14 protein-coding genes are annotated in these 14336 nt (G+C 46.6%); 5 read left to right on the top strand and 9 right to left on the bottom strand.

The features are described 5' to 3' along the window. Positions 1–97: 97 nt before the first annotated feature. Both I5M27_RS02020 and I5M27_RS02015 read left to right on the top strand, forming a co-directional pair. A complete protein-coding gene (locus tag I5M27_RS02020; protein ID WP_200504356.1) occupies positions 98–775 on the top strand; it encodes a hypothetical protein in 678 nt (225 codons plus the stop codon). A 67-nt stretch (positions 776–842) separates the two neighbouring features. Continuing rightward, positions 843–1874 (top strand): alpha/beta hydrolase family protein, encoded by a 1032-nt coding sequence (locus tag I5M27_RS02015; RefSeq protein ID WP_200504355.1) that lies wholly within the window; start codon positions 843–845, stop codon positions 1872–1874. Positions 1875–1956: 82 nt separating this feature from the next. On the opposite strand, the gene I5M27_RS02010 is transcribed toward I5M27_RS02015, so the two are convergent. From I5M27_RS02010 to I5M27_RS01990, 5 genes are all read right to left on the bottom strand, one after another. After that, positions 1957–2358, bottom strand: coding sequence for a GlcG/HbpS family heme-binding protein (locus I5M27_RS02010; RefSeq protein WP_200504354.1), 402 nt, complete (start codon positions 2356–2358; stop codon positions 1957–1959). 218 nt (positions 2359–2576) lie between these two features. After that, complete coding sequence (gene dnaJ / locus I5M27_RS02005) at positions 2577–3725, bottom strand: molecular chaperone DnaJ (RefSeq protein ID WP_200504353.1); 1149 nt, start codon at positions 3723–3725, stop codon at positions 2577–2579. A 6-nt stretch (positions 3726–3731) separates the two neighbouring features. After that, a complete protein-coding gene (locus I5M27_RS02000; protein WP_234462346.1) occupies positions 3732–4382 on the bottom strand; it encodes a nucleotide exchange factor GrpE in 651 nt (216 codons plus the stop codon). 169 nt (positions 4383–4551) lie between these two features. Then, the gene (obgE, locus tag I5M27_RS01995; RefSeq protein ID WP_200504352.1) at positions 4552–5547 is read right to left on the bottom strand and encodes a GTPase ObgE; all 996 of its coding nucleotides are present in this window, start codon (positions 5545–5547) and stop codon (positions 4552–4554) included. 115 nt (positions 5548–5662) lie between these two features. After that, positions 5663–6250 carry an adenylate kinase gene (locus I5M27_RS01990; protein WP_200504351.1) on the bottom strand — a complete coding sequence of 196 codons (588 nt, stop codon included), beginning with the start codon at positions 6248–6250 and terminating at the stop codon, positions 5663–5665. Between the two features lie 93 nt (positions 6251–6343). Between I5M27_RS01990 and I5M27_RS01985 the strand changes: the two genes are divergently transcribed. After that, on the top strand, positions 6344–7072 hold the full coding sequence (locus tag I5M27_RS01985) for a hypothetical protein (protein ID WP_200504350.1): 729 nt from the start codon (positions 6344–6346) through the stop codon (positions 7070–7072). Here I5M27_RS01985 and hpt read toward each other — a convergent pair. The 4 genes from hpt to I5M27_RS01965 all read right to left on the bottom strand — a co-directional run bounded on the left by hpt (position 7069) and on the right by I5M27_RS01965 (position 11806). Then, the gene (gene hpt, locus I5M27_RS01980) at positions 7069–7608 is read right to left on the bottom strand and encodes a hypoxanthine phosphoribosyltransferase (RefSeq protein ID WP_200504349.1); all 540 of its coding nucleotides are present in this window, start codon (positions 7606–7608) and stop codon (positions 7069–7071) included. The two genes, I5M27_RS01985 and hpt, sit on opposite strands and share 4 nt — an antisense overlap. A 172-nt stretch (positions 7609–7780) precedes the next feature. Next, positions 7781–8014: a hypothetical protein gene (locus I5M27_RS01975; RefSeq protein ID WP_200504348.1), complete on the bottom strand. Its 234-nt coding sequence runs from the start codon at positions 8012–8014 to the stop codon at positions 7781–7783. A gap of 545 nt (positions 8015–8559) precedes the next feature. Further along, complete coding sequence (locus I5M27_RS01970; protein ID WP_200504347.1) at positions 8560–10800, bottom strand: sodium-translocating pyrophosphatase; 2241 nt, start codon at positions 10798–10800, stop codon at positions 8560–8562. Positions 10801–10891: 91 nt separating this feature from the next. Beyond that, a complete protein-coding gene (locus I5M27_RS01965) occupies positions 10892–11806 on the bottom strand; it encodes a M20/M25/M40 family metallo-hydrolase (RefSeq protein WP_200504346.1) in 915 nt (304 codons plus the stop codon). A 737-nt stretch (positions 11807–12543) separates the two neighbouring features. On the opposite strand from I5M27_RS01965, the gene I5M27_RS01960 reads away from it, so the two are divergent. Both I5M27_RS01960 and I5M27_RS01955 read left to right on the top strand, forming a co-directional pair. Continuing rightward, a complete protein-coding gene (locus I5M27_RS01960) occupies positions 12544–13812 on the top strand; it encodes a tetratricopeptide repeat protein (protein ID WP_200504345.1) in 1269 nt (422 codons plus the stop codon). A 118-nt stretch (positions 13813–13930) separates the two neighbouring features. Further along, complete coding sequence (locus I5M27_RS01955; protein ID WP_200504344.1) at positions 13931–14332, top strand: sugar 3,4-ketoisomerase; 402 nt, start codon at positions 13931–13933, stop codon at positions 14330–14332. Positions 14333–14336: the final 4 nt, after the last annotated feature.

Here is a 14336-nt window from a genome sequence, read left to right as displayed (position 1 = left end):
CAAGTTACTTTTAGTACTCTTTTTCCTACCCTTTTTCGCCTGTAAATCCGATTTTGAAAACCCGGTTCCCAAGCCCGATAAATATTTGATAAAATACATGGCCTATCCCCTTAACGTTTTTATGGGCCCGGAACCGCTGGTAACGCTATCGTACAACGCAAATGGCCAGGTAAGTAAAAGGCAGGGCGGTTTTATTCAAATCAACCCGAATACGGGTTTTGGATCCGCTTTCCGGCCTGAACTTTATGAAGATATAACCCACAAAGGGCGCGAGATTATTATTACCCAGAAAGATCCGGAACTGAATTTTGGCAATGAACCTAAACGGGTATTCCTGAACTTCTATGGCCAGATCCATAAGATTATCCGGCATAACGCCATGAACACCAGCCATCCGTACGATACAACCTTGTTTTTTTATGCCGGCCACAGGCTATCTTATACCCAGCACAAAGACCGCAACATTTCTACTATTAAACGCTTCTTTTTCGATGCCGCCGGAAACCTTCAAAAAACTGAAACCTTAAGCTTCGACCATTATTTGCAGGATACGATTTATACCGAAACGGAAACGTTTGGAGATTATGACCAAGCTCCGAACCAGCTCAAAAGCCTGGCTATTTTCGAGGAAGTATTTTTACGGACCTTATCTAATCATAACTTCAGAAGCTACACCCGCCACCGGAAAAACCGCAATGGATTTGTATATGAATCGGTTAATAAATCGTGGACATTCAATTACGATCAGAACGGGTACGCTATTTTTTATGAATAAGGCACTTCATACTTTTTGCCCGCAAAACCCTACCGTTTTCAAACTTAGAAAAATATTAATTCAGCTTATGAACATCCGTATTAAAACCTGTTTGCTGCATATTTCCCTGTTCGTTTTCAGCGGTTCCGGTGCCATGGCCCAAAAATACAAACCGGAAGATTTTGGATACCGCATCGTGAAAATGCCTTATAAAAAAGATACGGTAGACCTGGTAATTCATTCGAAAAAGGGCGAGGAAGCGCTTCGGAAACCCGTTATGCTGCTGGAAAAAGGATCGTTACCTATTCCGTTGCTGATCGAATACGAAGGCCAGGGATTCGCTTCCATCATGCCTTTCGATACCCGGATCCTGACCAAAGATTACCATGTGGTTTTTGTAAGCAAGCCCGGCGTTCCGGCTATTGTTAATTTTAAAAATATAACTAACCGCGGCGAATACACCGATCCGAAAACCGGTTTGTTTCCCGCAAAGTACCAGGAACTTAACCACATCGATTATTACGTGGACCGTGATGCGAAGGTGCTGAAATTCCTGAAAAAGCAGCCTTGGGTAGATTCTAAAAAAATGGTAATTGCCGGGCATTCCGAAGGCGGAACGATTGTGGCCAAACTCGCCAGGATCTCCAAAGACGTAACCCACGTGATCAGTTCCAGCGCTAACCCATTCGGACAAATGGCAACAATGATCCACCAATGCCGCCCATACGACGATTCTACCAAAACTTATACGAATGATACTTTCGAATACTGGGAAAAACTGGTGAATAAATCACCTGACCTGCCTGTGCATCCGGGTTTCACGCTGGAACAGCAATACAGATATGAATTAAGTGCCAATCAACCCTCCTTCGATAATTTCCAGCAAATAAAAGTGCCGGTTCTGGTTACGTATGGCACCAAAGATCATTGCGCACCATACAACGATTTTATGCGCATTGCCATGATCCGCGACAAGAAAAAGAATTTCACCTTTAAAGATTACGTCGGTCTGGAACATAATTACTTTAAAGTCGATGCTAAAGGCGAAGGCATTCCGGACCGGGGAACTGGCTGGACCCAGACCGCAAAAGACTGGATTGCCTGGCTGGAAAAGAATTGAGTTTTACGGCCTGAAACCATAGCATTTTAAAACGAAAAAGCCGGCAGTTGTATAACTGCCGGCTTTTTCGTTTTGTTTTTTTTTACTTGTAGGCTTCTAAACCTGCGCTGGCTACAGTATGGTCGTTTTCCACAGAGTCGCCCGATACACCGATCGCGCCTATAATTTCACCGTTGGCCGCTTTTATCGGAATGCCTCCGGGAAACGTGATCAGGCCATTATTGGAGTGCTCAATATTGTATAACGAACCGCCAGGCTGCGATATTTTCCCGATCTCGCCAGTCGGCATATCGAAAAAGCGCGCCGTTTTAGCTTTCTTGATCGAAATATCTACCGAGCCCAACCAAGCCCCATCCATCCGCACGAAAGCCGTTAAATTGGCGCCGGCATCAACTACCGCAATATTCATTTTTACGTTCAGTTCTTTGGCTTTAGCGGTAGCTGCGGCAATCATGGCTTGAGCTTGTTCCAGGGTTAAGGTCATGGTTTGGGTGGTTTATTAAGTTGAAAAAAAAATGCTCGAACAATTGCTTACGGCGTCTTAAACAAGTAGTTTCTATTCTCTTTATTATCTGAAAATGCAGGTACTTTTTCTGCCCCAAACCCTAGCGTTTTAAAAACGAAAAAGCCGGTTTAAGTTTCTAAACCGGCTTTCTCTAACAAACAAAAACTAAAACAATAAAACAGGGTAATACAATGCTGTTACTGAAAATACTCTTTCACTTTCTCGAAGAAGCCTTTTTCGTTCTTGCCCGGATTTGGCGCAAAGTTCTGCGAATCACGTAACTTTTCCAACAGGTCTTTTTCCGAACTGCTCAGGTTCTTCGGCGTCCAGACGTTGATGTAGATCAGCTGGTCGCCTCTGCCGTAGCCGTTCAGGTCTTTAATCCCTTTGCCGCGCAGTCGCAGAATTTCGCCGCTTTGCGTTCCCGCTTTCAGCGTAATTTTCGCTTTGCCTTCAATGGTTGGTACTTCTATGCTTGCACCTAAAGCCGCATCTACAAAGCTAATGTAATGGTCGTAAACCACGTTGTTGCCGTCACGTTTCAGGGTTGGATGGGCTTCTTCTTCAATCTGAATTAAAAGATCACCCGGAACACCGCCGCGCTCCGGCACGTTGCCTTTACCGCTCATGCTCAGTTGCATACCATCGGCCACGCCCGCCGGAATGTTGATCGGAATCACTTCTTCCTGCAGCTGACGCCCTTCGCCGTGGCAAACTTCGCATTTCTGGGTTACAATTTTGCCTTCGCCGTGGCAGGTTGGGCAGGTTGCCGTGCTCACCATCTGGCCCAGCATGGTATTTACCACTTTTCTCACCTGGCCGGAACCCTGGCAGGAAGAACAATTCTGTAACGAAGCGCCGTTTTTAGAACCGTTGCCGGAACAGGCTTCGCAGGCTACGTAGCGCTTTACTTTAATTTTTTTCTCAACGCCGTTGGCAATTTCTTCCAGGTTCAGCTTGAGCTTAATGCGTAAGTTACTGCCTTTGCGCACTCTGCGGCCGCCACGTTGCTGGCCGCCAAAGAAATCGCCGAAGCCGCCACCGCCGCCGCCGAAAATATCGCCGAACTGGGAGAAAATATCTTCCATGTTCATGTGGCCGCCGCCAAAACCGCCGCCGCCGTTCATGCCCTGGTGGCCGAAACGGTCGTAACGCGCCTTTTTCTCCTGATTACTCAGAATTTCGTAGGCCTCAGCAGCTTCCTTAAATTTATCTTCCGCCGTGTGGTCGTCCGGGTTTTTATCGGGGTGATATTTAATGGCAATTTTGCGATAGGCTTTCTTAATTTCCTCCGCACTTGCCTCCCGACTCACGCCTAACACATCGTAATAATCTCTTTTTGCCATTGTATTTTATGCTCCAATAACCACTTTTGCGAAGCGGATCACTTTATCGTTCAGGTAGTAGCCTTTTTCAATTTCATCTACCACTTTGCCTTTCATTTCGTCGCCGGCCGGCGTTTGGGTAATCGCGTCGTGCAGGTCCGCATCGAATGGCTGGCCTTTGGCATCCATAGGTTTCAGCCCCTTTTGTTGTAAAATGCTGGCCAGTTTTCCGAAAACCAATTCCAGACCTTCTTTTACAGCGTCTACATCGGTGGCATTTTCCATGGCCATTTTGGCACGGTCCAGGTCATCCATTACGGGCAATAAGGCAGTCATTACGTCTTCACCGCCAGATTTCATCAGTTCCAGGCGTTCTTTGGATGTACGACGGCGGAAATTCTCAAAATCGGAGAAAAGGCGCAGGTATTTATCCTTCATCTCACTCAGTTCTTCCTCCGTTTTCGAAAGCGTATCGGTTGGCACATCCGGCATCTGATGATCGGCAGGAATGGTTTCCTGTTCTTCCGTTACAGTCTGACCTTCAACGTTTTCGTGCTTATCTACATGCTCTTCCGAGTCGGGCTTATTTTTATCTTTTCCGGTTTTCATACCTGTAATTATCTTTTTAGACTTATCGGCCAGCTTATCAATTAATTTGCCAAAGCGTTTTTCTGACATAGTGGCACCTTTTTAATCAATAATTAAGAATTAATAATTAGGAATGTTTCCTAACGCTATTTTTCGTTGCCGATACTTTTATGCATTTAAATGATACCATTTCCAGGCTGAAATCCTGAAAACAATCAGCAATTGACGATCAGCGATCAACAACTCAACAATTAAGTAATCACTTATCGTTCAACGCTTTCCAGATCATATCTTTCAGCTCCATTATATTCTTATTGGTAATGCTGGAAATGAAAATAGTGGGCAGATCGGTTGGCAGGGTTTGGCGCATTTCGGCTTCCAGCTCATCGTCCATCAGGTCGGATTTGGTAATGGCCAGCAAACGCTTTTTATCCAGTAATTCGGGGTTGAAAGTTTCCAGTTCGTTTAGCAGAATGTGGTATTCTTCCAGAATATCCGGGCTTTCGGCCGAGATCATGAACAATAGAATGGAGTTACGCTCAACGTGTTTCAGGAAACGGATGCCCAAACCACGGCCTTCGGAAGCGCCTTCAATAATGCCCGGAATATCGGCCATTACGAAAGATTTATAATCGCGGTAAGCCACAACGCCCAGGTTTGGCACCAGGGTGGTAAACGGATAATTGGCAATTTTTGGCTTCGCCGCCGAAACAACCGAAAGCAAGGTAGATTTGCCGGCATTCGGGAAACCAACCAGACCAACATCGGCCAGTAATTTCAATTCCAGAATCACCCATTCTTCAATGCCTTCTTCGCCGGGCTGCGCGTTTCGCGGGGTTTGGTTGGTAGAAGATTTAAAATGCGAATTGCCCAGGCCGCCGCGACCGCCGGGCGTAAGAATAATTTCCTGGCCGTCTTCCACAATTTCGGCTTTCAGTTCACCGCTTTCCGCATCGCGGGCAATGGTTCCGATGGGCACATCCAGAATAATATCCTGGCCCTGCGCACCGGTGCTGTGGCTGGAGCCACCGTTTTCGCCGCGACCGGCAATTACGTGTTTCTGATATTGCAGGTGTAAAAGCGTCCAGAGCTGGGCGTTGCCGCGCAGAATAATGTGGCCGCCGCGTCCGCCGTCGCCGCCGTCGGGGCCGCCTTTGGCATTCTTTTTATCGCGGTGCAAATGCGCAGAACCGGCGCCGCCGTGACCAGAGCGCGAACATATTTTTACGTAGTCGATGAAGTTTGAACCTGACACGTTTATGGATTTTAATGATAGCTGAAAGCCGGTTTCACCTGAGGCAAAACCGGCTTCCGATATAGTTTTTAAGCCTGAAATCCTACCGTTTTTCCGGCAGGATTAATATGCGTATTTATTCTGCTTTGGCCAGATGCCGGTCGATAATGGCACAGCTTTCGGCAAAAATCTCTTCAATTTCGCCAATGCCATTCACCGAAAAGAATTTACCTTGCTTTTCGTAGTAATTGGCTACCGGCGTGGTTTTGTTGTTGTATTCCTGCACGCGCTTGCGGATCAGTTCTTCGTTCTGATCGTCGGGGCGGCCGGAGGTTTTACCGCGCAGCAACAGGCGTTTGGTAAGTTCTTCTTCGTCTACTTCCAGCGCGATCATGCAGGTAATTTCGGTGCCGTTCTCTTCCATAAGGCGGTCGAGGCCTTCGGCTTGGGGAACCGTGCGCGGGAAACCATCGAAAATGAAACCGCCGGCCGTTTTATTTTCCTTCAGTTTGTTATCGATCATCCCGATCACCACTTCGTCGGGCACCAGCATACCCTGGTCCATCAGCGCTTTGGCTTTTAAACCAAGCTCCGTGCCGGCCGTAATTTCAGAACGTAACAAATCACCGGTAGAAAGGTGTACTAGGTTATATTTATCAATCAGTTTCTGGCTTTGAGTACCTTTGCCAGCGCCCGGAGGGCCAAATAAAACGAGGTTCAGCATGCTTTCTTCGTGAAAATAAAGAGCAAAAATAAGAATAAATTCGCGTAAACTGTTAATCTTATAGAAAATTATCCTTTTAATATGAAGAAAGCTATGACTTCAATCGTGCTTCTGTTGCTGTTATCTGCGTCGGCCTTTTCGCAGCAAAACCCGTCCCTGAATAAAAAGGAGGCTTTAAACGCACAACCGGAAGCAGTAGAAACCAGCCGTAAATCGAATCGCACGGCCGGAAAGAAAAAGCAAACAATCCCTTCCGATATCCAGGCCAGGACGCACATTCAAAACCTTAAAAACGGGGTATTGCTGGTTCGGCTCCGAACCTCAGAAAAAGCCATTTCCAGCCTGGAAAAAGCGGGAAACGAGCAGATGGCCGCTACGTTAAAGCGAAGACAGGAAGCAGAAAACAAACGTTTGATCGCCGCTTTTCAGCAGCATTTCAAGTTTTGCCCGGTTTATTTCTTCTTCAGCACTAATTCTGAAAAAATAAAAGCCGGCAATTATATGGGCGGGTTTGTAAATGAAAATCTGCAACCGGCGGCCGACCCTCAAATTACAGAACGCAACTATTACGTGGCTGAAATTACCGACCTGGAACAATACCGCCCGGAACCGGACGACCTGAATGCCAGCAACAACGCCGAAGTTTCGTTTAAAGCGCTCGTGGTGCGGGACAATGATTTCCACCAGCTTACCAAACCTTTCCCCTACTTTATAAAGGCATCGCAAAACATTCCGCCGCGCAAACGGTCGGAGCCGGAAATGGTAGAGCTTTTAAACGAAAATCTGGCTTCCTTTTATAAGTCTATGCTCAAAAAACGTTAGATCACCTTATAAATATCGCGCAGGTTCCTTCCTAAACCGTTGTAATCCAAGCCATAACCTACTACAAAATCATTCGGAATTTCGCGGCCGGTGTATTTTACATCAAGTTTGTGTTGCAGGCATTCCGGCTTCTGAAGCAAAGTTGCGATCTCGATGGAGGCCGGATTTCGCACGCCTAACATATCGAGCAATTTTACTACCGTATTACCCGTATCTACAATGTCTTCGAGTATAACGAGGTGACGGCCGGCAATTTCTTCTTTCAGGCCAACCAATTCGGTTACCTGCCCGGTGCTGCTGGTATTTTCATAAGAAGCCACCTTCATAAAAGAAATTTCGCAGGGCACAGTTACCTCTTTCAGCAGGTCGGCAGCAAACATGAACGAGCCGTTCAAAACCGCTACAAAAAGCGGGTTCAGGCTGGCGTAATCCTGGTTAATTCTATCGGCAAGGGCTTTAATATTGCTCAGGATTTCGGATTCCGGCAGGTAAATGCCAAAAGATTTATCGTGCAGGGTAACGGTTTGCGCAGCCATTGAAAGGGTTTGGTCAGGTTTGAAGTTTCAAAAGTAATACAAAATGGGAAACTTTTAATCGTGAAGCTCTGCGTTTTGTGCCTGAAAGAATAGCGTTTTGGATCAGGATCGATACGGATTAAAGGATTTCACAGAGTTTTTTGCTTAGAAAAGATAGCGTTTTATTCTTTGGTCATCCTGACTTTTTCGTCATCCCGGCGTGAGGAGAGATCTGTTTAAGCAGCTGAGAAAGCTTGCTATTGAGTTTTTTAGCCTGAAAGGATAGCGTTTTCTTCGCTTGTTTTTCGCTTTCAACCTCTAACTTTTTACTTTCAATTGAGCTTTCTCCCTCCAGCCGGGCGGCTTCGTTTCTGCGTTCGCGGCTGCAACCCTTCCTGCCCTGCCGGGCTGCCTCCTGCGTCGGCACCGGAAGTCTTGGAGGCCGCTCTCACAGAAACTGGTGTCATTCTCCTTTGTAGCTCACTTCTTTTTAGTTTAGTTTCCCGGATAACGTGATCTTCAGGATACGCTGCGCTGGCGATAAACGTGAAATGGTAAAGTGAAAGGGTATCCACAAGAAGTGCCTTTAGAAAGAAATTATAATTCCTGATTCTTAATTCTGATAATTCTCTAATTCTGCAAATTCTGATTCAGACGAAATTCCTGTCCATCCCATAAATCCTTGAAATCGTGTTCAGACAAGAATCCTTAAATCCCCTAATCCTACAAATCCCAATTCAGACAAATATTCATTGCCGTCCGCTTTAGCTGACGGTAAAAAAAGCCCTCTCCTGATTTAGGTGAGGGTTGGGTGGGATTAATCCTGAAAACTCTGATCCAGACAGATAAAAATACCGCGTTAAAAACCAGCAAACAAAAAGTCCTTCCAGGATTCCGGGAAGGACTTTTGGGATTTTACTTTTTTAGGCTAAAAACATAGCGTTTTCTACCGTTTTTCAGATGAAAACCATATCATTTTCTGGCTACTGTAATTACGTGCGTGTTTTCAGTATTTTGATTGTTTCTTGCTCCGGGAGCCGCCTCAATGGTATTTTCCGGATTCTCAATTCGGCGGTCGTGTTCTTTGGAATTATCGGCAATGTGCGGCGCAATTACCAGGGAAACGATGGACATAAGTTTGATAAGGATGTTCATGGAAGGTCCGGAAGTATCTTTGAACGGATCGCCAACGGTATCGCCGGTTACGGAGGCTTTATGAGCTTCAGAACCTTTGTATTCCATTTTTCCGTTTATCATTACGCCTTTCTCGAAAGATTTTTTGGCATTATCCCAGGCGCCGCCGGCATTTGCCTGAAACATCGCCATTAGCACGCCCGAAACCGTAACGCCGGCCAGCAAACCACCCAGAATTTCGGCGGAAGAAGCATAGTCAAAAACCCCTTTCAAACCGAACCCGACCAAAACCGGCACGGTTAAGGCAATGGCTCCCGGCAACATCATTTCCCGGATCGCAGCTTTGGTAGAAATGGCCACGCATTTGTCGTATTCCGGCTTACCGGTTCCTTCCATAATACCCGGAATTTCGCGGAACTGGCGGCGCACTTCATGTACCATGGCCATAGCCGCCCGGCCAACCGCCGCAATGGCAAGTGCTGAAAAGATAAACGGTATCATGGCGCCCACAAAAAGTCCGGCCAGCACCGGCGCTTTATAAATATTAATGGCATCGATGCCCGCAATTCCCACAAAAGCCGCAAACAAAGCCAAGGAAGTTAAGGCTGCCGAAGCAATGGCAAAACCTTTACCAGTTGCGGCAGTCGTGTTGCCAACGGCATCTAAGATATCGGTTCTTTCGCGTACTTCTTTCGGCAATTCACTCATTTCAGCAATACCGCCGGCGTTATCAGCAATCGGCCCGAAAGCATCTATGGCGAGTTGCATAGCCGTAGTTGCCATCATACCGGCAGCGGCTATGGCCACGCCGTAAAGACCCGCAAAGGCGTAGGAAAGCACAATACCAATCGCTAAAACGATAATCGGCAAAACGGTAGATTCCATGCCCACTGCTAAACCGCCGATAACGGTAGTAGCGTGGCCGGTAGAGCTTTGCTGCACAATGCTGTTAACCGGCCGTTTACCCATGGCAGTATAATATTCGGTGATGATACTCATGAGAGCACCCACAATTAAACCCACAATAATGGCGTAGAAAACTTCCATGGAAGTGAATTCAAAACCGCGCATATCCATGGTTTCCGGCAACATCCAGTTCACAACAAAATAAGAAGCAACTGCCGTCAGGATCACCGAAACCCAGTTTCCTAAGTTCAGCGCGGCCTGCACGTTGCCTCCCTCCTTCACTTTCACAAACATTACCCCGATTATAGAGAAGATAATTCCCAAGCCGCCAATTACCATGGGCAATAAAACCGGCGAAATGCCGCCGAAATTATCGTTGGCAATTATTTCGCGGCCTAAAACCATGGTAGCCAGCATCGTAGCCACGTAAGAGCCGAATAAATCTGCGCCCATCCCGGCAACGTCGCCTACGTTATCGCCCACGTTATCAGCAATGGTAGCAGGATTTCTTGGGTCATCTTCCGGAATCCCGGCCTCTACTTTTCCAACTAAATCTGCTCCCACATCGGCAGCTTTGGTGTAGATACCGCCGCCAACGCGGGCAAATAGGGCAATACTTTCCGCACCTAACGAGAAACCGGTCAGAATCTCCAGGGCACGTTCCATTTCAATGCCATTTACGTCGGCACCGGTACTTTGCACGAAAATGTGATACAAAACGATGAAGAGCGAACCCAGACCCAGAATAGCCAGGCCGGCCACGCCCATTCCCATTACCGAACCACCGGTAAAAGAAACATTCAGCGCGCGCGACAAACTGGTTTTAGCGGCCTGAGCCGTACGTACGTTCGCTTTAGTAGCAATGCGCATGCCTATAAAACCAGCCAGGGCCGAAAACACCGCGCCCATAATAAAAGCAAGGGAAATGGTCCAGTGCGATTTTTCGCCGGTAAAGCCCAGATACGCCAGTAAAATAGCGCCGATGATCACAAAATAGGTGAGTACCTTATATTCTGCTTTCAAAAAAGCCATAGCACCTTCGGCAATATACCGGGCAATGGTCTGCATTTTCTCGTCGCCGGCATCCTGCCGGGTAACCCAGGCAGATTTTACGGCGGTGTACAGCAGCGCCAGGATGCCCAGCGCCGGGACTGCGTAAACAATTTGTTCCATTTAGAAAATTTTGAGCGTGATGGTGAATGACGTTTAATTGCTCTAAATATAGAATTTTCTAAATGAAATCTGCAAGAAATGAACGTGAAATTTATAATTCCTTTAACAGCACCTTGTACATCTCCGTCATGGCCTGAATATCGGCTTTGTGCACGAGCTCGTTTGGCGAATGCACGTGATCTTCCGGCGCCCCTATAAAACACCAGTCCCAGGGAATGCTGCTGTGCTGTAATTCTTTGCCATCAGAACCGCCCGCACTCTCTACTTCCACCTGAAACGGTACGCCTGATTTCTTCGCAATTTCAATGATTTTCATGATAAAACTACGCCGCGGAATCAAGCTGTCGCGCAGGGAAATCGCCACACCTTTGCCGGCTTCCACGCCTTCCGTAACCCAGGTTATGTCTGAGATCAGGGCTTGTTTCACGCCGTAGGTTTCGTAAATATATTTGGCCAGGTAGCGCACCGAACCGCCGCCGTGTTCTTCCCAGCAACTAAAAGCAATAATGCCGTCTTGCAGCGTTTCAGCTACTTTTAAAGCATTCCAGACGCCTAAGCGGTTATCCAGGTAGCAGCACTGTACAGTTTCTTCGGTTTCGCGGAATTCAGGTTTGAACACCAGTTCGGTGCCGCGCTCGATCTCCCGGTCAAAATCGTAAGTCAATTCGCCGGTTTCTTCGTCAACCTGTAAAGTGCATTCAATTTTTCCCTGGCTGTCCTCGCCTACCAGCTTGTAACCCGTTTCCACATCCGGTCCGCCAATTTTAATGAGTTGCCGGCCGTAGCGAACCATAAAACCTATGGAATCTAAATGCGCAAAAACAGCGGTGCGCGGCTTGCCGAAAACCAGCATGATGCAATCCTGAAAAGCTTCGCCGGTAATGATCTGAGGCTGCACTTTCCAATTGCCTTTTTTCTTTTCAATGTACTCGAGCACAAAATTTGTCATGTTGATTTCGTTGCCGGATGGCGCGTGGATGGCGCAGAGTTTTTGCAGTAATTCCATAAGGGTTTGTGTTGGTAACTGGTAGCGAATTTAGTTTTTCTGGTGATTATGAAAGCGTTTTTTTTGTCATCCTGACGTGAGGAGAAACCACAGGTTCGGCGTAGCTAAATTTCATTGGGTGAGTAGTTAAGTTTGCTACTGAGTTTTTATACTTGAAAGGATAGCGTTTTTATAGATTGCTTCTGTACTTAACTACAAGCATTTTACTTTCATAGTTTACTTTCTCCCTCAAGCCGGGTGGCTTCGTTTCTGCGTTCGCGGCTGCAATCCTTCCTGCCCTTGCGGGCTGCCTCCTGCGTCAGCACCGGAAGTCTTGGAGGCCGCTCTCACAGAAACTGGTGTCATGCTCCTTCGTAGTGAGCTTCTTTTTAGTTTAGCTTCTCTTCTAACGTGATTTTCAAGGTACGCTGCGCTGGCGATAGACTTGATATGGGAATGTAAAAGGGCAACGAGAAGGGTGTCTCTACAGAGAAATCCTAATTCGTGATTATGATAATTCTCAAAATTCTGTAAATCCTGATTCAGAAAAGAATCCTTAAATCCCTGAATCCTACAAATCCCAATTGGCTGCGCCGAACTACGTTTCAGGCAAATATTCCTGCCCATCTCCCAAATCTTTAAAATTGTGTTCAATTTTTATTGCCATCAACTTCCGCCATTCAGGCAAAATTAGTACAACACCGCCGCAGTTGTTGCGTTTACTTTTAATTACTTTCGATTTTTCGTTATTTGCAGCTATGAAGCGACTTTTTTGCCTCTTTTTCCTAGCGTTTTTCTCCCTGGCTGCGCAGGCCCAGAACGACTCGATCCGCAATTCGGTGCGCGAACAGCAGGTTGTGGATTCTATCATGCGTATTATTGAGATCGATTCGGTTGTGGTTCTGCCGCAACCCAAAGATATCCGGGGCATGCTTTTGCTCGACAAAGATATCCAGAATGAACTTGGCGGTGCGGTAGATAATCTGTACAATTTTAAATACGCTTTAGCCGAAAAACAATTCAAGTCGCTCCGCCGCCGCTACCCGAAACACCCCATGCCTTATTTTTTGATGGGTTTGAGCCAGTGGTGGAAAATCGTGCCCACCAACATCCGCACCAAACAATACGATGGCGCTTTTTATGCTTACATGGACACCACCATCACGCACGCCGAACGGATGTTCGATGCCAATGAGAAAAATTTTGAGGCCGCTTTTTTCCTGGCCGCCGCCTATGGTTTCAAAGCCCGCCTTCATGCCGAGCGCAGTGATTGGAGCAAAGCTACTTTCGCCAGTAAAAATTCGCTGGAATATTTGCAGAAAAGCCGGGTTGGCAACGACCTGAGCCCGGAATTTTTATTCGGTGAAGGCCTTTATAATTACTACGCGGTCTGGATCTCGAATAATTATCCGCTTCTCAAACCGGTGCTCCTTTTCTTCCCGGATGGCGACAAAAAGCTTGGTTTGCAACAGCTGAATATGGTAGCTGCCAATGGTTTTTACACTGGCACCGAAGCGAAATTCTTTTTGATGAAGATTTACGCGAACGAAGAAAATAATCCGGCAGCCGCTATGCCCATCTCGCGTTACCTAGCCTACACGTACCCGGATAATGCGTATTTTCAGCGCTTTTACGCCCGACTGGCTTTCCTGGAAGGCAATTTCATGGAATCTGAACGCGTTTCATTAGATATTCTTGATAAACTGAATCGCCGCATGCCCGGTTACGAAGAAATTGGTGGCCGTTACGCTTCTTATTTCCTGGCCTACATTGCTCAAAACAAGCACAAAGACCTGAACCGCGCCAAAAACTATTACGAGCAATGCGTAAATTTCTCGAAACAGACCAACGAAGAAAAATCCGGCTATGCGCTATATGCCCTGCTCAATCTGGCTAAAATTGCCGAGCAACAGCAGGATCTGAAACTGGCCAAAAAGCACTACGAACGGTTAAAAGATATTGCTGACAAGAAATCGCAACCCCATAAGGAAGCAAAGGCGTGGTTGAAGAAGAACCGGAAAGTGTAGTTTCCTGATTAAAAACGGTATCCTTTTCAGCCCCGAAAGTATTATTAATGAAACTTCTAAACCGCCGGACCAGAGATTTTATGTACTTTTGTTAGTCAAAACCCTACCATTTTTATTCGTGACCCAACCATATTTATTTGAATTTCCAGAGATCGGCGCGCCTGAAAAAGGGTTTATTACCGTAGCAGAGAATCTTAAAAATATTCCTTTTGAAGTTAAACGGGTTTTCTGGACCCATTCTATACCGGCACAGGCAATAAGAGGGAACCACGCGCATTACCGGAACCAGCAGATCCTGGTAGCTTTACAGGGTTCCGTAACCGTTATTACTACGTCTCCGTCGGGTGAAGAAAAAAGCTTTGAACTGCATTCCCCGGACCAGGCTTTATACCTTCCCCCGAATGTCTGGCGCATTATGAATTATTCCGAAAATGCGCTCCAACTAGTACTTTCGTCTGAACTTTACGATGAAACTGACTACATCAGGGATATTTCCGATTTTCAAAACCAGTGGAAATAGGATT

The organism is Adhaeribacter terrigena (assembly GCF_016623615.1).
GTDB classification, from domain to species: domain Bacteria; phylum Bacteroidota; class Bacteroidia; order Cytophagales; family Hymenobacteraceae; genus Adhaeribacter_A; species Adhaeribacter_A terrigena.
This window is presented reverse-complemented; position numbering and strand designations above follow the sequence as displayed.